The following is a 21,941-nucleotide window of genomic DNA, read 5'->3' as shown; positions in this document are numbered from 1 at the left end:
ACACTCTCCCTTTATTACCATGACAAGGTCACGGTGAGCTGATCGGAATACGTTCCTGCCGGGCTAAATCCGGTCAGTAGCGCCACGCCAAAAAGCGGCAGCGCGATGTTATTGCTGTTGCTATAGGTCACCGCTATCGCCTGGTTGACGCCAATTTCGCTGTTCGCGGCCAGCGAGCTGCTGCTGTAAAGCCGGTACGGCACCAGTTCTGTTCCGCCTGACCGCTTCATCCGGCGGACGGAGGCGTAATTCTGCCCGCCGTTAATGCTCATGCTCAGCGCCACGCCCGGCGTACAGGCGATAGACAACGCCCCGTTTGGCACAAAGCTGGTGCTGACCGGCGCGCTCTCGACGCCGTTATGGGTGCCAAAATCCAGCGTACCGAGAAGCCCTCCGCTACCGGTGGCTACCGCGCATCCCGGTACAATCGTCGCGCTGACCTTAAACGACTGTGATGTCACCGCATTCGCCGCGGGCATCATGAGCAATCCGACGAGCAGCGCGAAAAAAGGCTGCACGTGTCCCTCTGCGCATGTACGCAGACCTGTGAGAGTTGCCTTCATGGCTATTCGGGACTAATAGGTTACGCTGACGTTAATCGTGTCGGTGTAGGTTCCCGGGACAACCGTCACGCTGTTACCACCGCCGGTAATACGTCCGTAGAGGGTGTAGCTGTCTACCCCTCCGGCCGTTGAGGCGATCGGCAACGCGGCGTTGTTGGCAATCACGGTGTTAAACCCGCTGTCGCTGTACAGGCTGTAAGCCACGCCCTGGGCCGCGTTGGCCGTATTAACCAGATAGCGTTCAGGCGTCCCCGGCGAACCGACAACGGTTCCGGGTGCCGTAGAATGGGTATTACCGGTGATCGCCACCGTATAGCTGGCGGTCGTACATTGAATGGTGAAGGTGTTTCCGCCGCTGGCGCCGCTCAGCTGCGTCGTAAGAGTGGAAAAGGTTGCCGGATGGGTACCGAAATCGAGCGTACCGAAATTAATGCCGCTTTGCGCGGGCGATCCGTTTATCAGACAGCCGTTTGTCAGCGTCAGCGTCGCGCCGATGGTGCCACTGCTGGTGACGGCCAGCGCCTGATGGGCCGTAGTCGCAGTCAGTAAGGTTCCTGCGCAGATCAAAAGGAGTTTTCTTTTCATTTACCACCCTCCAGAAGACGTCTCCGTTCCCTTGCCACATTTTATTTTTGTCGTTCAAGATGTTAGCCCCGCTTAAGGTTCCTTTGAGGGGGTTATTGAGAATTTAGTTTACGGATATCGCTTCGACCACCCGCCCCTCAACGCATAAGCCATATGTCTTATTGACTTAATTTCCCTATTAATAACAGAGAGTTAAATTTATTTAATCCGCGATTTTATTTTTTCCGGAGAGAATATATCCATTAAAGTGTGATGCAGATCACAATATATCGTCAGGGCAATAACAACAAAATTAATAAAACTTAAAAAGGTGTTGTATCCCCCTACACTTTGCGTCAATTTATGTGCCGAATAATTTCCTGCATCGTAATAAAAAATTTATATGTATCGATGCGGGCTACATCTGAAGCGCATAGAGGGTCTTTTTTCGTGGCAAGTGCAAACAAACTCACACTCTTCATCGTGATATTCATGCTGGCGGGTATTCTTTCAGGGGCAGCAATTCATGAATATGCATCTGCGGATGCGATCACAGCCTGGTCGGATAACATTACCCTTCTGACCGATATTTTCCTCCGTCTGATCAAAATGGTCATTGCACCATTGGTCTTCAGCACGCTTACCGTCGGCATTATGAAACTGGGCGAAACCTCCACCATTGGCCGCGTTGGCGGTAAAGCGATGGTGTGGTTTATCAGCTCATCCGTGCTCTCCATTCTGGTTGGCCTGTTTATCGTCACGCTGGAGCATCCGGGAAGCGGTCTGAACCTGACGATCCCAACCGAAGCGGTGGATACCGGTCTGGCCGTTGGCGGCATGACGCTGAAAGCGTTCCTGTCGCACACCATTCCAACCAGTATCGCAGGGGCGATGTCGAACAATGAGATCCTGCAGATTGTGGTGTTCTCGATGTTCTTCGGCATCGGCGGCGCGTCGCTGGGACAGAAATTCAACGCGCCGCTGGTGGCCGCGCTGGATGTGGTTTCCCATATCATGCTGAAGGTCACGGGTTACGTGATGTACGTTGCTCCGCTGGCCATTTTTGCGGCGATCTCCTCCGTGATTGCCACGCAGGGTCTGGGCATTCTGCTGAACTACGCCTCCTTTATTGGCGGCTACTATGTTGCCATTCTTCTCACCTGCATGGTGCTGCTGGCCGTGGGTTACATGGTGCTGAAAAAAGAGGTGTTCCGCCTGGTCAGCATGCTGAAAGATCCGGTCCTGGTGGCGTTTACCACCAGCAGCTCTGAAGCCGCCTACCCTAAAACGCTGGAGCAGCTGGAGCGTTTTGGCTGCTCGCGCAACATCGCCTCTTTCGTTCTGCCGATTGGCTACTCCTTCAACCTGGTGGGTTCGATGGTGTACTGCTCTTTCGCTTCGATGTTTATCGCTCAGGCGTACAACATTCACCTGAGCTTCTCGGAAGTGACGGTTCTGATGCTGACGCTGATGCTGGCCTCCAAAGGGATTGCGGGCGTACCGCGTTCATCCCTGGTGGTGCTGGCCGCGACGATCCCAAGCTTTAACATTCCGGTGGCGGGTATTCTGCTGCTGATGGGGATCGACCACTTCCTGGATATGGGCCGTTCCGCAATTAACGTTCTGGGGAATGGTATTGCGACCGCGATGCTGTCGCAGAATGAAGGTGCGCGGGAAGCTGAAGCGGAAGCTGAGCTGGTAAAGCAGGAAGCGTAAGGGCATGAAAAAAGGGTGAGGCCTGATGCCCTCACCCCAACCCTCTCCCACAGGGAGAGGGAGCAAACACAAAAAAACGGCAACCTGGGTTGCCGTTTTGCATTTACCTACGCTACGTGACTCGCCGCGATATCCAGCAGCGCCATCTCATCGCTGTTCAGCAGCTTCTCGATGTTCACCAGAATCAGCATACGCTCGCCGAGCGCGCCCAGACCGGTCAGGTATTCGGTCGACAGCGTGACCGCAAACTCCGGCGCAGGGCGAATTTGGTCTGAGGTCAGGGAAAGCACATCAGATACGCCGTCCACCACGATACCGACCACGCGCTGCCCCAGGTTCAGAACGATCACCACGGTGTTGTCGTCGTAGTCAACGTCGCCCTGGCTGAACTTCACGCGCAGGTCCACGATTGGCACAATAACGCCACGCAGGTTGGTGACACCTTTAATAAAAGCAGGCGTGTTAGCGATGCGGGTAACCTGGTCGTAACCACGGATTTCCTGCACTTTCAGGATATCGATGCCGTATTCCTCATCGCCTAAAGTGAAGACCAGGAATTCCTGCCCTGATGGCTCGCCCGCCAGTTTCGTTACATTACTCATACCGGTCATGTTATTACCTTCTACTTAATCAGGCGGCTGTGTACGCCACACGTTGTTCACGATTTAATCCCTGAAGCGCCGACACATCGACGATCAGCGCCACGCTACCATCACCCAGAATGGTGGCGGCAGAAATACCCGGCACTTTGCGGTAGTTACTTTCGAGGTTCTTGACCACCACCTGGTGCTGGCCAATCAGCTGATCAACCAGCAGCGCGTAGCGGCGGCCCGCGCTCTGCAGGATCACAACGATACCCTGCGTGGCCTCTGTCTTCGCCCCGTCTACTTCGAACACTTTCCACAGTTCCACCAGCGGCAGGTACTCACCACGCACTTCAAGAACGCGCTCGCCGCCCGCCAGCGGATGCAGATCTTCTTCACGCGGCTGCAGGGATTCCATCACGGCGTTCAGCGGCAGGATAAAGACTTCGTCCGCCACTTTGACGGACATGCCGTCGAGGATCGCCAGCGTCAGCGGCAGAAGAATGCGAATGGTAGTGCCGGAACCCTGTTTAGACTGGATCTCAACGTGGCCGCCCATCTCCTGGATGTTACGTTTCACCACGTCCATGCCTACGCCGCGCCCGGAGACGTCGGTCACCTGCTCTGCGGTAGAGAAGCCCGGTGCGAAGATCAGCATGCCTACTTCTTCGTCGGTCATGTTTTCATTGACCGCCATCCCCTGCGAAATTGCTTTTGCCAAGATGCGCTCGCGATTCAGACCGGCGCCGTCATCGGTCACTTCGATGCAGATGTTCCCGCCCTGATGTTCCGCAGAGAGGATCAGGTTGCCGACCGGGGATTTTCCGGCGGCAATGCGGTTTTCCGGCAGTTCGATACCGTGGTCGAGACTGTTACGCACCAGGTGCGTTAACGGATCGATGATGCGCTCGATCAGGCTCTTATCCAGTTCGGTTGAGCTGCCCATCAGGGTCAGTTCAATCTGTTTATTCAGCTTGCTGGCAAGGTCACGGACCAGACGCGGGAAGCGGCTGAAGACATATTCCATCGGCATCATACGGATGGACATGACCGATTCCTGCAGGTCACGGGCGTTACGCTGCAGCTGGCCCATGCTGGTGATCAGATCGCCATGGGTGACCGGGTCGAGTTCGTTTGAACGTTGCGCCAGCATCGACTGGGTGATCACCAGTTCGCCCACCAGGTTAATCAACTGGTCAACCTTCTCAACGGCAACGCGGATACTGGTTGACTCGCTGGAGCGCGCGGCAGGTTTTTCACCACGGCCAGGCGCAGCGGCCTCTTTTGGCACTGCCTTCAGCGCCGGGGGCGCAGGCGTCACAGCCGGTGCCGCGGCCTGAGCGACAACAGCCACCTCTTCCGCAGCCGCAGGGGCGTCAACCGCAGCCGTTTCGGTTTCGAAAGCGATCTGGTCAGCTTCAATCACAAAGCACAGCACCGCCACGATATCGTCCTGGCCAATCCCGTCATCAAGCGTCGCGGCCAGGCTGTCTTTGCCTTTTACCACGTTGCTTAATTTCGCCAGGTTACCCAGCTCTTCTTCCAGCAGGTTAACTTCGTTCTCTTTCAGGCGCGACAGCACAACGCGCAGTTTGCCCGCCTGCGCAGCGGCTGGCGCGGCCTCGTCGGCAGCAACCGCATCGACAACGCTCAGTTTCGCGGCCGGAACAACCGCTGCGGCAACCTCACCTTTTGCTTCCAGCGCGAGCTGGCGCAGCGCATTGCAGATGTATTCAAAGCTGGCGGCATCAGGCTCTGCCGAACTTTTATAGGCGTCGAGCTGTTCCTGCATAATATCTTTGGTTTCCAAAAACAGGTTGATAATGTCGGTATTGAGCTGCATCTCACCGCGTCGTGCTTCATCAAGCAGGTTTTCCATTAAATGGGTCGTTTCCTGCAGGATGGTAAATCCAAACGTTCCGGCTCCGCCTTTAATAGAGTGCGCCGCACGGAAGATGGCATTGAGCTGCTCGGAGTCCGGTGCTTCGGGCACCAGGTCGAGCAAGTGTTGTTCCATATCGGCCAACAATTCGTCGGCTTCATCAAAGAATGTCTGGTAAAAATCGCTAATATCCATGCTCACGCTATCACCTCGGATTGGCTGGTGGCGATGTTGGAACGGCAGCCGAAGGAACGGCCCCAGGCTGTTTTAAATCGTCCAGTGACTCATTCTGACTTTCGGCGTTTTCATGCAGGATGGCCTGCTCCGCCTGCTGGTTCAGCACTAAAAGACTGATACGACGGTTGATGGCATCATCCGGCCCGCGGTCGGAAACGCGCATGGTTGCGGCCATGCCGACTACGCGCAGTACCTTGCCATCATCAAGCCCACCTGCCACCAGCTCGCGACGCGAGGCGTTGGCACGATCGGCAGAAAGCTCCCAGTTGCTGTATCCCTTCTCCCCATTGGCGTACGGGAAATCATCCGTGTGTCCTGACAGGCTGATTCGGTTAGGAATGCCGTTCAGCACCGGTGCAATACCGCGCAGAATGTCGCGCATGTACGGTTCGACTTCCGCACTCCCGGTTTTAAACATTGGGCGGTTCTGGCTGTCGATAATCTGAATACGCAGCCCTTCCTGCACCAGGTCGATCTTCAGATGTGGGCGCAGCGCGCGCAGCTTCGGATCCGCCTCAATCAGCTGATCGAGATCGCCACGCAGTTTCTTCAGACGCGCCTGCTCCATCTTTCTTTTCAGCTCGTCGATGTTCGGCTCTTTTTTCACCTCACCCTTCTGCTGGGTGTAATCATCGCCGCCGCCCGGGATTGGGCTTTCGCTGTTAGAAATACGCGGCCCACCGGCCACCGCCGTTGCCAGCGGTGTGCGGAAATATTCGGCAATCTGGATCAGTTCTTTTGGGCTGGAGATGGAGATCAGCCACATCACCAGAAAGAACGCCATCATTGCTGTCATAAAGTCGGCGTACGCAATTTTCCACGAGCCGTGTGCGCCATGCCCGCCGCCCTTGTGCTTGCGTTTTTTTACGATGACGATCGGATGGGACTGGTTTTTCATGCGTCCTCAGTTGTCGTCTGTTGGTTTGGGTTTTTCACCGCACGCACGTGTTCTTCAAGCTCGATAAACGACGGACGCTCGCTGGAGTAAAGCGTTTTACGGCCAAACTCAACCGCGATCGGTGGCGCGTAACCGTTGAGGTTAGAGAGCAGCGTGATCTTCACGCACTGCATCATTTTGGTGGTTTCCGCGCTCTTCTGGCGCAGAACGCTTGCCAGCGGAGAGATGAAGCCGTACGCCAGCAAAATACCGAGGAAAGTCCCCACCATCGCATGGGCAATCAGCGCACCGAGCTCGGCTGCCGGACGGTCTGCCGAGGCCAGGGCGTGAACCACCCCCATTACCGCAGCAACGATACCGAATGCCGGAAGCGAGTCGCCGACCAGCGCCAGGCTGTTGGCCGGCACTTCAGATTCGCTTTCGTGAGTTTCGATCTCTTCGTCCATCAGCGCTTCGATTTCGAAGGTATTCATGTTGCCGCTGATGATGAGTCGCAGATAGTCGACGATGAAGTCCAGCATCATGGCGTCAGCAAGAATGCGCGGATAGCTGGCAAAAATTTCGCTCTCTTTCGGGTTTTCAATATCCCGTTCAAGCGAGAACATCCCCTGCTGGCGCGACTTCGCCATCAGGCGATAGAGCAGTGCCAGCAGATCCATATACATGCTTTTGGTGTATTTCGAGCGACGGAACAGCAACGGAATCGCTTTCAGCGTGCCCTTGATCGATTTACCGTTGTTGCCAACGATAAAAGCCCCTACCCCTGCACCGCCGATGATAATAAGTTCAGCCGGTTGATAGAGTGCTCCAAGGTGCCCGCCGGTCATCATGTAACCGCCGAAAACTGTACCGAGAACTACCAGGTAACCTAATAAGATAAGCACGACATCATCCTTCCGCTAGTGACTATGGCAAGGACGTCCAGCTCGCAGCGTTTACCGTTTGCGGGGTAAAAAAAAGCAGCGGTAATCGCTTACCGCTGCTGGAATCTTTCCCACACGTTCGGGTTAAACAGCTTGTTCGATCTGTTCATCCAGCAGTTGTGGAATAATATCGGCAGCATCCCGGGAAAGTTTACGTCTTTTTACTGCGCGGGATGGAGGCTGACATAAACTACAGGCGAAGCTGCCTGCAGGCTGATGAGCGTGGGTAATAAAATTGCCGTTGCAGCAGTTGCAGCGCGACAGCTCAAGCATTCCGCTCTCAACAAAACGCACCAGCGTCCATGCGCGGGTCAGCGCCAGCAGAGGGCCTTCTTCCTGCTGTGGGCATTGTTCAAGGTAAAGTTTGTATGCTTTGATTACGGCGTCAACGCCGCTACACAAACCGGTTTTGAGAAGATACTGCCAGGCATTACAGAACATGGAAGCGTGAATATTCTGCTCCCACGTCATAAACCAGTCGGTAGAAAACGGCAGCATGCCTTTCGGCGGGGGACTACCACGTAACTCTTTGTACAGCTTGATGAGACGGCCACGGCTCAACTGCGTCTCGCTTTCCAGCATTTGTAAACGAGCACCCAGTGTAATCAGCTCCATGGCCAACTGTATGTCACGCGCTTCCTGAACAATGCTTTTCTCGCTCATTGCTAGGCCCTTTTCTTACGGGCTGCGTCATCAGGCTGGCTGATTTCGTTAAGCAAGCGAGTGGAGAGAAGGATACCGGTATGGATCTGTTGAAGATCGTCCACACGGGAATCCTGCGTCAGACGCGTTATTGTCTGCGAATCATCGAAACGGAACTGGCAAACCAGTTGATTCGTTTCAGCCAGTTTAACCATCTGCGGGAGGGTTAAACCGCCCAGCATGGTTGCCATCTCTTCGTTAATACCCAGACGAAACATCGCGGACGCCTTGTCCTGACTAATCAAACGCTGCGCGAGCAGTAAATACGACAAATTGATGTCATAGATATGTTTTAGCAACTCGGATGTATGCATTGTTCCCATCCCGAATAACCAACTATTATTTTTATGCGGAAAGACCGCACCCCGTGATGTCGCCGGGAAATCACCCGGTATAAAAAGAAAAGGCTAAATGCATAGTTGAATTTAGGTTTGTATTCACTGAAACGCGTAAGAGAGAAACCGCGAATGCGTCTCTTACATGTTTTATCATTTCTTACAAATAACTAAGATTTTTCCTAATTCGACGCAAACTCTACTCGTCAGTTTTGTCACATACAATCCAGCCACCCTCAAATTTAAAAAAAATGTGATCCACGTCACACAATTTAAGTGAATATGACCCATAAATCCATCAGTATGACTTGTAATTTGTTTATTTTTTAACCAATCAGTACTGTTTTGTATTCTTAATTGACGAATACTCATGCAGACGGGCGATCCGAACTGGCATGCAACGTGCTTTAACCGCCCTAAGCGCTACGCTGAAACATTTACAACAAACCCCTCTCCGGGAAACATTTTTCTTACCGTGAAAAAACATATAGTTATGCAGGTAGCACAAAAAAGATGTTTCAGGACGTGATCATTCGAAATGAGTTTGTAACGCGCCAAAACGATTTAACAGTTAAAGCGTGAATTTGTGTGATTTACGTTAAGTTGTTAATTTTTTTCATTTAGGCGCGTTTTTCAGTTATTCTTCTTATAAGAATAATTAATGAATAATTATGATAAGCTTCACACTAATGTCGTAATCAGCTCTTGCAGAACCAGGGAATTCGCGGTAAAGGTGATCAAACGCTGTCTGACAGACACCTAAGGAGTGCGCCATGAGTTACTCCCATCTTCTTGTTTCCGTTGCAGTTTCTCCAGAAAGCCATCAACTCGTCGCCCGGGCCGTTTCCATTGCCAGACCCCACAATGCCCGCATCAGCCTCATCACGCTCGCCGCAGAGCCAGAGATGTACAATCAGCTGGCCGCCCCCATGCTGGAGGATATTCGTGGGGTCCTTCAGGAAGAAACGCAGCAATTTCTGCGCGAACTGGTGGAAAAGGCACAATATCCGATTTATGAGACAATTATTGCGACCGGTGAACTTAACGCCCATATTCTCGACATGTGTCGTAAACAACATATTGATTTAGTGATTTGCGGGAATCATAACCACAGCTTTTTATCGCGCGCAGCCTGTGCGGCGAAATCCATTGTCGCATCGAGCCAGGTTGATGTGCTGTTAGTGCCACTTGGGGGGAGTTAACCCCCAAGTGGAAAATCAGGCGAGTTTAGGGAAGGTCGCGATCTTTTTTTGCAGATCGCCTTCATGACTTTGCGGGGTGATATCCCGGAGATCCTGAATAAAACGTGCCTGCCAGTGGTTAATGTCGTTCTTACGGATCGTCTCCATCATATCAGCATGACGGGAAATACGTTCCGTGAGCGGCATAGTCAGAGCACGATTCAGCGCGTTTGCCACGTCGTCCCTGTCATAAGGGTTAACGATAAGCGCCGACGTGAGCTCATTTGCGGCGCCGGCAAACTGGGAGAGCACCAGAACACCCGGGTCGTCAGGATCCTGGGCCGCCACATACTCTTTCGCGACGAGGTTCATCCCGTCGCGCAGCGGCGTAACCAGGCCAACATCCGCATAGCGGAAGACCTTCATCAGGATCTTACGGTCAAAGTGCTGATTCAGGTAAAACAGCGGCGTCCAGCCCAGCTGCCCGTAGCGGCCATTAATGCGCCCTGCTTCTGTCTCCAGCTGATGGCGAATGTCCTGATAGGCCTGAACCTCACCGCGCGACGTCGGCGCGATCTGGGTATAACGGATTTTACCGTGATGCTGCGGATATTTATCCAGCAGCGTTTCATACGCCAGGAAGCGTTCCGGCAGCCCTTTGGAATAATCAAGACGCTCAACCGAGAAGATATTTTTCACGTGTTTGAGTTCATTCTTAAGCTGCGCCAGCTTCGGCGGCAGCGGGCCGGAAGCCTGCTCCGCGATTTCGTCAGGTTCAATCCCAATTGGATACACTTCGGTGTGGAACGTTTTCCCCCACGCCGTATGGGTTTTCCCGCCTTTGGTCACCAGACGCGCTTTACCTGACACGGAGTCAAGGAATGCGAGGCGGTCATTTTCGGTCTGGAAGCCCAGCAAATCGTAATCACACAGCGCCTCCAGCAGCTCTTCATGCGGCGGGAGCGCGGTAAAAATTTCCGGCGTCGGGAACGGGATGTGCAGGAAGAAGCCAATCCGGTTATTTACCCCTCTTTTTCGCAGCTCTCTGGCGAAGGGCAACAGGTGATAATCGTGGATCCATAAAATATCGTCTTCTTCGATTAATGGCAGCAGTTTATCCGCCAGCAGCGCATTCACGCGCGAGTAGCCTTCGAAGGATTCACGCTGGAATTTGACCAAGTCAAGACGATAGTGAAACGCGGGCCACAGGACGGCATTCGAGAACTGCGAGTAATACTCGTCGTAGTCTTTCTCTTTCAATGCAAATGAAGCCCACGTAATGTTTCCGCGCGTCACCTTTTTGAGCGGTTTCTCTTCTTCACTGATTTCCCCACTCCAGCCAAACCACAGCCCGCCGGCGGCTTTTAAGGCACCTAATACCCCTACCGCCAGGCCACCCGCACTGGCTTTTTTATCGTCAGGCGGTGCGATTCGGTTAGAGACGACGACTAAGCGACCCATAATGGTTTCCCCCTTTGCTTTGCGCTATTTGTTGTTGTTGCTGGTTAGCGATGTCAGATATCCACTGCCAGACGCTGGCGACATCCGCCAGCCGCCATTCGGCAACAGTGTCACCAGGCCCCACCTTGACGGCGATCCCTCCGGCCTGATTCACCACGCGAAACCCGGCCTCGTCGGTCAGGTCATCCCCAATGAAAACGGGCGTTCGCCCTTTGAAAGGCGGTGACGCCATAAACGCGGCGATGGCCGCGCCTTTATTAATCCCTTTCGGTTTTAACTCAACCACGCATTTGCCGGGCTGTAACGCCAGCTGTGGATGCGCATCTGCCACCCTCTGAGCAAGCGTAAGTACTGCCTCCTCATGCTGCGGCGCCTGACGATAATGCAGGGCAAAGGCCATGCCTTTGGCTTCCAGCTCGGTGCCAGGCAGCGCTTCCAGCGCGTCAGAAAGCTGCTTATGTAGCGTTTGCGTGAGTGCGTCGGGGAGTGAAACGATATGCGTTTGATCATGGATGTCGCGGCGCTCCGCTCCGTGTACACCGGCCAGCGGAAAGTGGTATGGACTGGCGAGCAGATCCAGCTCGGCCATTGAGCGCCCTGATATCAATGCCAGTGCTCCCTCATTCATGAGTGAGAGCTGATGCAAATCCTGTAACACCGCCTCCGGAATAGACACCTGATCGGGGTGCGGTTTTATCCCGGCGAGCGTGCCGTCGAGATCAAAAAAGAAAGCATAGTGTCCGGGCAGTACAGGCGGTGCGGTTAACGTGTCAGCCACCCTTTTCCTCCTTACGGTTTACGAGAGGTAAACGCCTTTACCTCTTTCATAGCCATGTAAGTATAGACAGTGTGACGTGGCTCGCCATTTGACAACCGCCCCGCCAGTATTACTGGCGGGGCGGTTAAGAGGTCAACTAAGGTTATAAGTTGAGCAATAAAAGACAGGAAAAAGGGTTACACGGTACGCTTCGCTTTTTGCTTGTAACGGTCGAAAATCACCGCTGCCAGCAGGATCAGACCACGAACCACGTACTGCGAGAACGGTGAAATATTCAGCAGGTTCATGGCGTTCTCCACCGTCCCTAAAATCAGGATACCGGCCACCACATATGAGATTTTTCCGATGCCGCCCTTGAGGGAAACGCCCCCTAACACGCAGGCCGAAATGACGATCAGCTCGTAACCGATAGAGGTCATCGGCTGGCCGCTGGTCATACGCGACGCCAGAATAATCCCCGCTGCGGCAGAAACCAGCCCTGAGAGCACAAAGATAATAATTTTAGTGCGTACGACCGGCACCCCAGCCAGACGGGCGGCCTCTTCATTACCGCCAATCGCCAGCGTATTACGGCCAAAGGTGGTCCGGTTAAGCAGGAAGCCGAACAGGATCAGGCAGGCCACCGTCAGCCATATAGGCGCAGGCAGACCCAGCCAGTTGGCATAACCCAGCGTGAAGAAGCGCTCGTCTTCAATCCCCACCGCTTTACCGTCGGAGATGATATAGGCCAGCCCGCGGACAATTTGCATCGTCGCAAGCGTGGTGATCAGGGCGTTAATCTTCAGGCGCGCGATAACAAAACCGTTCACCAGACCGCTGATGACGCCGAGTAACAGACCGGCTAAGACGCCAATCCACAGGCTCTCCGTCATGTTGATCACCACGGCCGTCGTGACGCCCGCACAGGCAATCACCGACGCCACCGACAGGTCAAAATCGCCGGAGGCCAGGCAGAACAGCATCCCGCAGGCCACCATCCCGGACATGGAAATGGCCAGCCCCAGCCCCTTCATATTAATGAAGGTGGCAAAATTAGGGACAAAGATCGCGCAGGCAAGGAACAGTGCGGCAAAAACCACCAGCATGCCGTACTGATCCCAGATACGTCCAATACTCAGCGCCGACTTCGACTTCGGCACTCCGGATGTAGTAACAGAGGACATCATTAACTCCTTACTCAGGCGACAGCCTGGCTAACTTTAGGCATGGCGAGGTTCAACGCCTGTTGTTCATTCGCCTGTTCATGAAGTAATTCGCCGGCAATTTCACCTTCACGCATCACCACAATGCGGTCGGCCACGCCAAGCACCTCCGGCAGATCGCTGGAGGCGAAGAGCACAGCCACGCCGCGTTTTGCCAGCTCATAGATCACGTTATAGATTTCGTGTTTTGCCCCCACATCGATACCGCGCGTCGGCTCGTCCAGCAAAATGACCTTCATATCTTCTGACAGCCAGCGGCCTAAAATTGCCTTCTGCTGGTTTCCGCCTGACAGATTCATGATCAGCTGTTCCGGACCCGGCGTTTTGATATTCAGCGAGCGAATATGGTGGTCGGCGTTACTCGACTCCCAGCTATCGTTTATCAGGCAACCGGCGCGAATAAACTTACGACGGGCAGAAATATTGATGTTGTCGCGCACCGAGTGCACCGGAATAATCCCCTCCGCTTTCCGGTCTTCCGGGCAGAGCATCATCCCCGCCCCGATCGCGTGGGCCGGTTTCTGGATATCTACCCGTTCGCCGTCAATAGAGACCTGACCATCGGTAATACGGGTACCGCCGAACAGACCTTTCATCAATTCGCTGCGCCCCGCCCCCACCAGACCAAACAGGCCGACGATTTCACCGCTGCGTACGGATAACGAAATCGGTGTTCTGACGCCCGGCGCTTTGACGTTATCCAGGCGCAGGCGTTCCGGGCCGTACGGGCGCGGTTGCCAGTGATAAATATCGCCCAGATCGCGTCCGACCATCGCCTGAACCAGCTGGTCATGGTTCACCTGCGCCATGTCGGTAAAGGTGCGCACATAGCGTCCATCTTTAAAGACGGTGATGGCGTCGCTCAGGGCAAATATCTCTTCCATACGGTGCGAGACATACAAAATCGTGCGGCCTTCCTGACGCAATTCGCGGATCACGCGGAACAGATTTTCGATTTCACGCTTAGAGAGCGAACTGGTAGGTTCGTCGAAGGCAATAATTCTGGCGTTACGCGCCAGCGCCTTGGCAATTTCAACCATCTGCCACTGGCCGATGGAGAGGTATTTCAGCGGCGTCTGGGGATCGACGTCCAGGCCCAGATGCTTAAGCTGCAGCCCCGCTTCATAATTAAGTAGCGAACGATTTACCACGCCGCCTTTGTGCGGGAGCTGTCCCAAATAGATGTTTTCCGCCACAGTCATCTCAGGAATGAGGTGCAGCTCCTGGTAGATGATCGCCACCCCGGCATTGAGCGCCGCCGTGGTATCGGCAAACGCCACCTCTTCACCGCGTATGGCCAGCGAGCCGGTAGTGGGCGCGTAGTTGCCGCTGAGGATCTTCAACAGCGTGGATTTTCCCGCACCGTTTTCCCCCATCAGGGCGTGAACCTGGCCGGCATAGCAGTCGAAGCTGATATCGGTCAGCGCGTTAACACCGGGGAAAGTTTTCCCGATGCCGCGAAAAGAGAGATACGGATCAGACTGTCGCATAACGTCTCCGTGATTCCTGTAGTGTGTACGTCTGGCCCCTCACGAAGGATGAGGGGCACAATCACCGCGTATTACTTCCCGCCCAGTCCTTTTTTCGCCAGCTCCTCTTTGAAGTTGTCGCGGGTAATCAGCACCACGTCGGTCACTTCGGTAAATTTCGGCGGCTCAGCCCCTTTGGTGACCCAGTTGTAGAGCATCTCACTGGATTTATAGCCGTGAACGTCCGGGCTTGGCAGCAGAGAACCGTAGAAGCCGGTAGCCTGCGCTTTGGACAGCTCGCTGACGGCGTCAACGCCGTTGATGCCAATCCCGATCACGTCAGGCGCTTTAAAGCCCTGGCCTTCCGTCGCGCGTACCCCACCCAGCACGGTGTTGTCGTTCATGCCGACCACCAGCCAGTGTTTGACCTCCGGATGCTGAACCAGCATAGAGTTCGCGGCGTCGAAAGCGCCCGGGATATCGTTAGATTTGGTAGGGACTTTGTAGATCTGTTTTTCCGGGAAACCGGCCGCTTTCAGCGCGTCCATTGAACCGGAAGTACGGCGACGTGCGGTGTCCAGCTCGTCTGCGGTAATGGCCATCACCGCAGTCTCTTTGACATCCCAGCCGCGCTTTTGCATCTCTTTATAGAGTTCCTGCCCCTGGCGTTCGCCGATTTTGGTCGCCGCCATCATCACCAGCGGGACGCTGTCCATCGGCTTGCCTTTGGCATTAACGAACTGATCGTCAACCGCGATGACCTTCATATCGTAACCGCGCGCTTTCGCCGCGATGGCCGAACCGAGCTTTGGATCCGGAGTACAGATAACGAAACCTTTCGCACCGCTGGCCGCCAGGCTGTCGATGGCGTTCAGGGTTTTCTCACCGTCAGGCACGGCGATTTTAATCACTTCAAAACCTAAATCTTTCCCGGCTTTATCGGCGAATTTCCACTCAGTCTGGAACCAGGGCTCTTCGGGCTGTTTTACCAAAAAACCGAGTTTTAAATTCTCAGCGATAGCGGATTGTGACATAACGGCAGCCAGACCGATGGCCGCCAGCGCTTTAGTAAATTTGTGCATGGTAAACTCCAGCTTTAGCATTCTTTTCTGTAGGGAATATGTGCGTGCTTCTTATTTAATCGGACTTAAAACAAGGCATTAGCGCTTACCTCGTCATAAGCGTTATTGCTGGTGATAGTTTTAGCGGGAAATTAATCATCCATAAGAGAGCCCCATCACACCGCAGAATTACAGTAATTGCGTACATAAATTCAGCGAAAAATGACATAAAAAAGGCAGGATTTGTCAGACAAATGAAAGTGGGTTAAGCAGAATTATCCATAAGATTAGCTAAGAAATCCCTGATACCCCTCAGTGGACTAAACGTCATCTGGCGTTAAAGGGGTTCAAGATGTTTTTCATCAAAAATGCACCAGGCACCTGAACACGGTTATTCCGCAGAATTTGATTTAGCGCAATTTTATTAGCACATCATATATTCGAAACGATTAATCCGTATTTCTCTTTTTCACGGAGTATTATTCCAACTTAATATTTTCGAAAGAGTAACAGTGTATCTCTGCAATAAAAACTGTTAATTATTAGAGCATTAAACTATATTCAATTCATGGCGAGCTGATTGCATTTCTGTACTATATTAAACTTTGTAATGTATGGTAAATACAGCCCAATTAAGAGTTTTCTTAGACCAAAGACAAGGGTATGCTTATTTATATCGAACACAGGAAGTGAATTTCGGTCGACTTCGGTCACGGCAGAATGTGTATTTCTGCTCTTTTCTTCATATTTGCCTGACGCTCAGGTTAAGCAACGGACATCACGTCCCACAGTCAATAAGGATATGAGTATGGCTACCCAAACGATGATGCAAAAACTTAACGCGCAGATGAACCTTGAGTTCTACGCCTCGAATCTGCACCTTCACTTAAGTGCGTGGTGTGCCGAGAATAGCCTCACGGGATCTGCCACATTCTTTCGCTCTCAGGCGCAAAGTAACGTCACCCATATGATGCGTGTCTTTAACTTCCTGAAAGCCGCAGGGGCAAATCCTGTCGTTAAAGCCCTTGATGGGATCAATGAAAATTACTCTTGCCTGGAAGAACTGTTTCAGAAGACGCTTGAAGAGTATGAACAACGCTGCAGCACCCTCAACAAACTGGCCGATGAAGCCAAAGCGCAGCAGGACATTACGACGCTCAGATTCTTACGCGATATGGATAAAGAGCAGCAGCAGGATGGCCTGCTGCTGAAGACGCTGGCGGATGAGATCCATAATGCGCAGCAGGCAGGTTTATGTCCTGAGCAAACCGACCGTCATCTGCTCGACATCGTGGCGGTGCAGCACCACTGAGTTTTTTGGCCTGCTCCCATTCGGAGGAGCAGGCTCCCTTCACGTCTCCAACCTTCTGCTTTTGCTGAAATTTAACAAATCAGATCTGGCTCCCAATGATTAACCACACAACGTGTGATGATTTATTTAGTTACATAATCATTGACGAGGGAGCATCATGATCACCATTGAGTTTGTTGTCATTCTCCTCTGCCTGCTGACGGGTACGCGTTTCGGCGGTATGGGGCTCGGGTTAATCAGCGGTATTGGTCTTTTTATTTTATGTTTTGTCTTTGGTCTGCAACCGGGTAAGCCGCCGGTAGACGTTATGCTGACCATCCTCGCGGTGATTGGTTGTGCCGCTACGCTGCAGACTGCGGGTGGCCTCAACGTCATGATGCAGTTTGCTGAACGTCTGCTGCGCAAACACCCACAGCACATCACCCTACTCGCTCCATTCACCACCTGGATGCTGACCTTTCTGTGCGGCACCGGGCATGTGGTCTATACCATGTTCCCCATCATTGCGGATATCGCCCTGAAAAAAGGGATCCGCCCCGAGCGCCCTATGGCCGTGGCATCGGTCGCGTCGCAGATGGCGATTACCGCCTCCCCCGTGTCCGTTGCCGTGGTGTCGCTGGTGTCTATCCTGGCGGCCCAGCATGGCATCGGCCACGCGTGGGGGATCCTGGAAATTCTCGCCGTGTCGGTTCCCGCTTCACTTTTCGGCGTAGCTATTGCTGCCCTGTGGAGTTTACGCCGCGGAAAAGATTTGGCGGATGACGTGGAGTTTCAGGAAAAGCTGAAAGATCCTAAGCAGCGCGAGTTTATCTACGGTGGAACAGAGACGTTAATGAATCAGCGTTTCCCTAAACAGGCCTACTGGTCCACGTGGATTTTCTTTGCCGGTATTGCCGTGGTTGTTTTGCTGGGTGCGTTCCCTGAGCTGCGCCCCGCCTTTGAGCTGAAAGGCAAAATGACGGCGCTGTCGATGAACCTTGTTATTCAGATGATGATGTTAATTGCAGGGGCCGTGATGCTAATGGCCTGTAAGGTCAATGCGTCGGCGATTTCCAACGGCGCGGTGTTTAAGGCCGGTATGGTCGCGATCTTCTCGGTGTTCGGCGTGGCGTGGATGAGCGATACCTTTTTCCAGGCGCATCTCGACGAGTTAAAGCTGGCGCTGGAAGGCGTCGTGAAAAGCCACCCGTGGACGTATGCTATTGTGCTGTTTCTGGTGTCAAAACTGGTGAACAGCCAGGCGGCTGCGCTGACGGCCGTTGCGCCTATGGGCCTCATGCTCGGCATCGACCCGAAAATGCTGATCGCCTTTTTCCCTGCGTCATACGGCTATTTCGTCCTGCCGACCTACCCAAGTGATTTGGCCTGCATCGGCTTTGACCGTTCAGGCACCACCCGCATCGGCAAATTTATCATCAACCACAGCTTTATTCTGCCTGGGCTGATTGGGGTAAGCTGCGCGTGCGCGGCGAGCTATCTGCTGGTCCAGACGTTCTTTTGACAGCATCAAGGGGCGACACATGCCGTCGCCCATTTCCCGGTTTTAGTGGGATTCACCCTGCGGCGTGAATCGCAGTTCAATCAGCGCGATGGCTTTCTGGATCGCACGAAGCGTAACCGGGTCAGCGGCAGCGGGATGGCTGGCGAAATCGATGTTTTTCAGCTGCGTAGACATCTTCTCGCGCACTTCAACCGGCGCAATCACGTCCAGAACATCAAGGATTTGTTTGATAACCAGCTGACAGGCGACAACGTCAGAGACCAGTTCCTGATCGGCGCTCAGGTTTTGTGACATGGGGTTTTCTCCTTATTTAAAGGCCGCCATAGTAGCAAAACACACCCCTGGCATCTCCCCTTCATCGCCTGCAGGTATAAAAAAACCCGCCGAAGCAGGTTTTTTTATCAGAACATGGCGCCCGGCGGCACGTCTTTGAAGGTGCGGCAGTAATTGGCCCACATACTTTTCAGGATTTTGCGCAGTTTCACGATGATGCTCCATTAACTTGTTATACAACTTTATTATCAACGCGCCTATAATATGACCACCATCACAAAAATCAGCACTTTTGTGATGCGCATCACATTTATATCAGAGCATGGCCTGAAAGCGCTCACCGCGGACCCGTTGCGAAGAGTGAGGGCAGATTGTCCGGCTATTCCAGCCATTGCAGCGGGCATCTGCGGGTACGATAACGTATTTCCATCCACTCAGAGCGAATCATGAAAAGAGTCATTGTAGCCGGCACAATCCTGCTGCTCGCGGGATGTACTATTAACCGCCAGGCTGAAGTCAGCAGCCTCGACGCGCCGAACGGCATCGTCCGCCTCGACTACGGCCAGGCTGCGCTGCAAAATGCGTATTCCGATGAGTATGTGAACAACGGCACGGCGGCAAAAGCGTGTCAGAGCATGGGGTATGCCACTGCCTCAGCCTATGGTCAGCCCATTAAAACCTGCACTCTGACCAGCGGCTCTTTGTGCCTGAACGAGAGCGTGACTATCCAGTATAAATGTATGGGTTACGCCGTTAATCCTAAGTCAACTAATCCGTGGTATTAATCGAAGCTGCCAGCGCATGCTGGCAGTTTATTTCATTACGAACAAAAATAATTCTCATTAATAAGTTATAAAAATCGCCAATGCGTTTTATTCCCATTCGTATTTTAAATAAATAAAATAAAAATTTTACGTTTTGCAAATAATTAAATAACAAATTATAGTGTCGCTCATTGTGAACCAGAAATAATAATCCGGAGCGTCACCATGCTGAAAACTGAAATGATCGACAAGCTCAACGCACAAATGAACCTTGAGCTTTTTTCATCCCTGCTCTACCAGCAGATGAGCGCCTGGTGCAGCTACCACAGTTTCGAGGGCGCTGCCGCGTTTCTGCGTCGTCACGCTCAGGAAGAGATGACCCACATGCAGCGTCTGTTTGATTATCTGACAGATACGGGCAGCCTGCCGCGCATTGAAACCGTGGCATCACCGTTCGCTGAGTATAATTCTCTCGATGAACTGTTCCGCGCCACCTACGAGCACGAGCAGCTTATCACGCAGAAAATTAACGAACTGGTTCATGCCGCGATGACCAGCCAGGATTATCCAACCTTTAATTTCCTGCAGTGGTACGTCGCTGAGCAACACGAAGAAGAGAAGCTGTTTAAATCCGTGCTGGATAAATTATCTCTGGTCGGGAAATCCGGCGAAGGTCTTTACTTTATTGATAAAGAACTCTCCACTCTTGATACGCAGAATTAATTTCAGCGCGGTGCCGGCTTCCGGCACCGCGTTAATTTACATACACCCCGCACAGCTGGTGCAACGCCAGTCATGGGGATTCACGGCCTGGTAAAAATAGCGGTAGCTGGACGTCTCCAGCGGAATACCCACCTCGAAAAACAGATCCGTTAACCAGTCGACATTCTCGATGATCCACTCATCTTCCTGTAATCCTTGTGCAAAGGTTTCATCTTCAGGATCAATAACCGAATAGATTGCCCAGGTGCCCATATCCTTTTCGCGGCGGGACTCGGGAAGGTTCAGGGGTTGGTTCTGCCAGCTGATTATCCAGTGACCATGGCACAACAGGTTACCTCCCCGGCTCCATGCCGCGGTAAAGGGATTCTCCCCTGCCATAAGACCCTCACTTAATTTGATAATTTATATTTATTGTTTACGTTACGCCGGAATGTCGCGCAGCAGTATTGCCCTTATGAGGTAGGCACAGGCCTGGGTCATTAATGCGTAAATAATTTTTTACACCACTTGTAACGGTGATTTGACGAGTAACGGCTTTTCCCTTACTCTGCGCCGCAGATTTTGTCGCGGTTAAGAAGCGTTGTAGAGGAAAGCGTGAAAAACAGAACTCTGGGAAGTATTTTTATCGTCGCTGGAACGACAATTGGCGCAGGAATGCTGGCAATGCCTCTGGCAGCCGCGGGCGTGGGATTTGGCATGACCCTGCTGCTGCTGGGAACGCTCTGGGCGCTGATGTGTTACACCGCCCTGTTGCTGCTTGAGGTTTACCAGCACGTACCCGCCGACACCGGTCTGGGTTCGCTTGCGGCGCGCTATCTCGGACGCTACGGCCAGTGGATAACCGGCTTTAGCATGATGTTCCTGATGTACGCCCTGACCGCCGCCTATATCAGCGGTGCCGGGGAGCTCATCGCCTCCAGCGTCAACGACTGGTTTGGCTCTGACATTACCCCTGCGACGGGCGCCATCTTCTTTGCGCTCATCGGCGGCGGCGTGGTCTGCGTGGGCACATCGCTGGTCGATCTGTTTAACCGTTTTCTGTTCAGCGCTAAAATTCTCTTCCTGATTGTCATGCTGGTGCTGCTGGCGCCGCACGTGCACAAGGTTAACCTGCTGACGCTGCCGCTGGAAAAAGGGCTGGCGCTCTCCGCGATCCCGGTCATTTTCACCTCATTTGGCTTCCACGGCAGCGTGCCAAGCATCGTCAGCTATATGAACGGCGATATCCGAAAACTGCGCCGGGTCTTTGTTATCGGCAGCGCGATCCCGCTGATTGCCTATATTTTCTGGCAGCTGGTGACGCTGGGCAGCATTGACTCTTCAACCTTTATTGGGCTGATGGCGCAACACGCTGGCCTGAACGGTTTTCTGCTCGCACTGCGCGAGGTCGTCACCTCCCCACACGTGGAGCTGGCGGTACACCTGTTTGCCGACCTGGCGCTGGCAACCTCGTTCCTGGGCGTGGCGCTCGGCCTGTTTGATTATCTGGCCGACCTGTTCCAGCGCCGCAATACCGCGGCCGGACGGTTACAGACGGGCGCAATTACCTTCCTGCCGCCGCTGGCGTTCGCGCTGTTTTATCCGCGCGGATTTGTGATGGCGCTGGGCTACGCGGGAGTGGCGCTGTCGATCCTTGCCCTCCTCCTCCCTTCCCTGCTGGCATGGAAAAGCCGTCAGCAGCATCCTCAGCAAGGGTATCGCGTGGCGGGCGGAAAACCGCTGCTGTGCGTTGTGTTTGGCTGCGGGGTGGTGATTATTCTGGTGCAGGTGTTGATTGCAGCCGGGATGCTGCCGGAAGTGGGCTAAATAAAA

23 protein-coding genes are annotated in these 21,941 nt (G+C 53.3%); 7 read left to right on the top strand and 16 right to left on the bottom strand.

From position 1 onward, the window contains the following. Positions 1–14 precede the first annotated feature (14 nt). Both ACDO57_RS03060 and ACDO57_RS03055 read right to left on the bottom strand, forming a co-directional pair. Positions 15–563, bottom strand: coding sequence for a spore coat U domain-containing protein (locus ACDO57_RS03060; protein WP_370883507.1), 549 nt, complete (start codon positions 561–563; stop codon positions 15–17). 12 nt (positions 564–575) lie between these two features. Continuing rightward, positions 576–1,148: a spore coat protein U domain-containing protein gene (locus ACDO57_RS03055; RefSeq protein WP_032647817.1), complete on the bottom strand. Its 573-nt coding sequence runs from the start codon at positions 1,146–1,148 to the stop codon at positions 576–578. Positions 1,149–1,577: 429 nt separating this feature from the next. Between ACDO57_RS03055 and ACDO57_RS03050 the strand changes: the two genes are divergently transcribed. Next, positions 1,578–2,843, top strand: coding sequence for a dicarboxylate/amino acid:cation symporter (locus tag ACDO57_RS03050; protein WP_024909671.1), 1,266 nt, complete (start codon positions 1,578–1,580; stop codon positions 2,841–2,843). 107 nt (positions 2,844–2,950) lie between these two features. Here the strand turns inward: ACDO57_RS03050 and cheW are convergent, their stop codons facing one another. The 6 genes from cheW to flhD form a co-directional block, all read right to left on the bottom strand. Beyond that, a complete protein-coding gene (gene cheW / locus ACDO57_RS03045; RefSeq protein ID WP_023312262.1) occupies positions 2,951–3,454 on the bottom strand; it encodes a chemotaxis protein CheW in 504 nt (167 codons plus the stop codon). A 19-nt stretch (positions 3,455–3,473) separates the two neighbouring features. Further along, a complete protein-coding gene (cheA, locus tag ACDO57_RS03040) occupies positions 3,474–5,510 on the bottom strand; it encodes a chemotaxis protein CheA (protein WP_370883506.1) in 2,037 nt (678 codons plus the stop codon). A gap of 4 nt (positions 5,511–5,514) precedes the next feature. Next, on the bottom strand, positions 5,515–6,444 hold the full coding sequence (gene motB / locus ACDO57_RS03035; RefSeq protein WP_024909669.1) for a flagellar motor protein MotB: 930 nt from the start codon (positions 6,442–6,444) through the stop codon (positions 5,515–5,517). Continuing rightward, positions 6,441–7,328 carry a flagellar motor stator protein MotA gene (motA, locus tag ACDO57_RS03030; protein WP_008500417.1) on the bottom strand — a complete coding sequence of 296 codons (888 nt, stop codon included), beginning with the start codon at positions 7,326–7,328 and terminating at the stop codon, positions 6,441–6,443. The genes motB and motA overlap by 4 nt, the downstream gene beginning before the upstream one ends. Positions 7,329–7,451: 123 nt before the next feature. Beyond that, the gene (gene flhC / locus ACDO57_RS03025) at positions 7,452–8,030 is read right to left on the bottom strand and encodes a flagellar transcriptional regulator FlhC (protein ID WP_008500416.1); all 579 of its coding nucleotides are present in this window, start codon (positions 8,028–8,030) and stop codon (positions 7,452–7,454) included. Between the two features lie 2 nt (positions 8,031–8,032). Then, positions 8,033–8,383, bottom strand: a complete 351-nt coding sequence (gene flhD, locus ACDO57_RS03020; RefSeq protein ID WP_023336137.1) for a flagellar transcriptional regulator FlhD — start codon at positions 8,381–8,383, stop codon at positions 8,033–8,035. Positions 8,384–9,177: 794 nt separating this feature from the next. On the opposite strand from flhD, the gene uspC reads away from it, so the two are divergent. Then, a complete protein-coding gene (uspC, locus tag ACDO57_RS03015) occupies positions 9,178–9,606 on the top strand; it encodes a universal stress protein UspC (protein WP_370883505.1) in 429 nt (142 codons plus the stop codon). A 15-nt stretch (positions 9,607–9,621) separates the two neighbouring features. Here the strand turns inward: uspC and otsA are convergent, their stop codons facing one another. From otsA to araF, 5 genes are all read right to left on the bottom strand, one after another. Then, on the bottom strand, positions 9,622–11,046 hold the full coding sequence (otsA, locus tag ACDO57_RS03010; RefSeq protein ID WP_048992259.1) for an alpha,alpha-trehalose-phosphate synthase: 1,425 nt from the start codon (positions 11,044–11,046) through the stop codon (positions 9,622–9,624). Then, positions 11,021–11,824, bottom strand: coding sequence for a trehalose-phosphatase (gene otsB / locus ACDO57_RS03005; protein WP_048992260.1), 804 nt, complete (start codon positions 11,822–11,824; stop codon positions 11,021–11,023). The genes otsA and otsB overlap by 26 nt, the downstream gene beginning before the upstream one ends. Before the next feature lie 176 nt (positions 11,825–12,000). Continuing rightward, positions 12,001–12,990 (bottom strand): L-arabinose ABC transporter permease AraH, encoded by a 990-nt coding sequence (araH, locus tag ACDO57_RS03000; RefSeq protein WP_193745657.1) that lies wholly within the window; start codon positions 12,988–12,990, stop codon positions 12,001–12,003. Between the two features lie 11 nt (positions 12,991–13,001). Further along, on the bottom strand, positions 13,002–14,516 hold the full coding sequence (gene araG, locus ACDO57_RS02995; RefSeq protein WP_048992264.1) for an L-arabinose ABC transporter ATP-binding protein AraG: 1,515 nt from the start codon (positions 14,514–14,516) through the stop codon (positions 13,002–13,004). Between the two features lie 71 nt (positions 14,517–14,587). Then, positions 14,588–15,577, bottom strand: coding sequence for an arabinose ABC transporter substrate-binding protein AraF (gene araF, locus ACDO57_RS02990; RefSeq protein ID WP_024909787.1), 990 nt, complete (start codon positions 15,575–15,577; stop codon positions 14,588–14,590). Between the two features lie 787 nt (positions 15,578–16,364). On the opposite strand from araF, the gene ACDO57_RS02985 reads away from it, so the two are divergent. Beyond that, positions 16,365–16,868, top strand: coding sequence for a non-heme ferritin-like protein (locus ACDO57_RS02985; RefSeq protein ID WP_024909786.1), 504 nt, complete (start codon positions 16,365–16,367; stop codon positions 16,866–16,868). Positions 16,869–17,025: 157 nt separating this feature from the next. Beyond that, the gene (locus tag ACDO57_RS02980) at positions 17,026–18,369 is read left to right on the top strand and encodes an anaerobic C4-dicarboxylate transporter (protein WP_023336144.1); all 1,344 of its coding nucleotides are present in this window, start codon (positions 17,026–17,028) and stop codon (positions 18,367–18,369) included. Positions 18,370–18,411: 42 nt separating this feature from the next. Here ACDO57_RS02980 and ACDO57_RS02975 read toward each other — a convergent pair whose 3' ends face one another. Both ACDO57_RS02975 and azuC read right to left on the bottom strand, forming a co-directional pair. Beyond that, positions 18,412–18,663, bottom strand: a complete 252-nt coding sequence (locus tag ACDO57_RS02975; RefSeq protein WP_008500405.1) for a DUF2766 family protein — start codon at positions 18,661–18,663, stop codon at positions 18,412–18,414. 107 nt (positions 18,664–18,770) lie between these two features. Next, the gene (azuC, locus tag ACDO57_RS02970) at positions 18,771–18,854 is read right to left on the bottom strand and encodes a stress response protein AzuC (RefSeq protein WP_014884364.1); all 84 of its coding nucleotides are present in this window, start codon (positions 18,852–18,854) and stop codon (positions 18,771–18,773) included. Positions 18,855–19,088: 234 nt separating this feature from the next. On the opposite strand from azuC, the gene yecR reads away from it, so the two are divergent. Both yecR and ftnA read left to right on the top strand, forming a co-directional pair. After that, complete coding sequence (yecR, locus tag ACDO57_RS02965; protein WP_024909785.1) at positions 19,089–19,427, top strand: YecR family lipoprotein; 339 nt, start codon at positions 19,089–19,091, stop codon at positions 19,425–19,427. Between the two features lie 204 nt (positions 19,428–19,631). Further along, a complete protein-coding gene (ftnA, locus tag ACDO57_RS02960; RefSeq protein ID WP_014884366.1) occupies positions 19,632–20,129 on the top strand; it encodes a non-heme ferritin in 498 nt (165 codons plus the stop codon). Between the two features lie 36 nt (positions 20,130–20,165). Here ftnA and ACDO57_RS02955 read toward each other — a convergent pair whose 3' ends face one another. Next, entirely contained in the window at positions 20,166–20,507 is a 342-nt protein-coding gene (locus tag ACDO57_RS02955; protein ID WP_032646247.1) for a hypothetical protein, read from the bottom strand. 216 nt (positions 20,508–20,723) lie between these two features. Between ACDO57_RS02955 and tyrP the strand changes: the two genes are divergently transcribed. Further along, positions 20,724–21,935 (top strand): tyrosine transporter TyrP, encoded by a 1,212-nt coding sequence (gene tyrP, locus ACDO57_RS02950; protein ID WP_024909783.1) that lies wholly within the window; start codon positions 20,724–20,726, stop codon positions 21,933–21,935. Positions 21,936–21,941: the final 6 nt, after the last annotated feature.

Source organism: Enterobacter cloacae complex sp. 2015409 (assembly GCF_041365315.1).
GTDB classification, from domain to species: Bacteria; Pseudomonadota; Gammaproteobacteria; order Enterobacterales; family Enterobacteriaceae; genus Enterobacter; species Enterobacter pseudoroggenkampii.
Note: the sequence above shows the minus strand (reverse complement) of the source record. Positions and strands in the feature narration are given on the sequence as shown.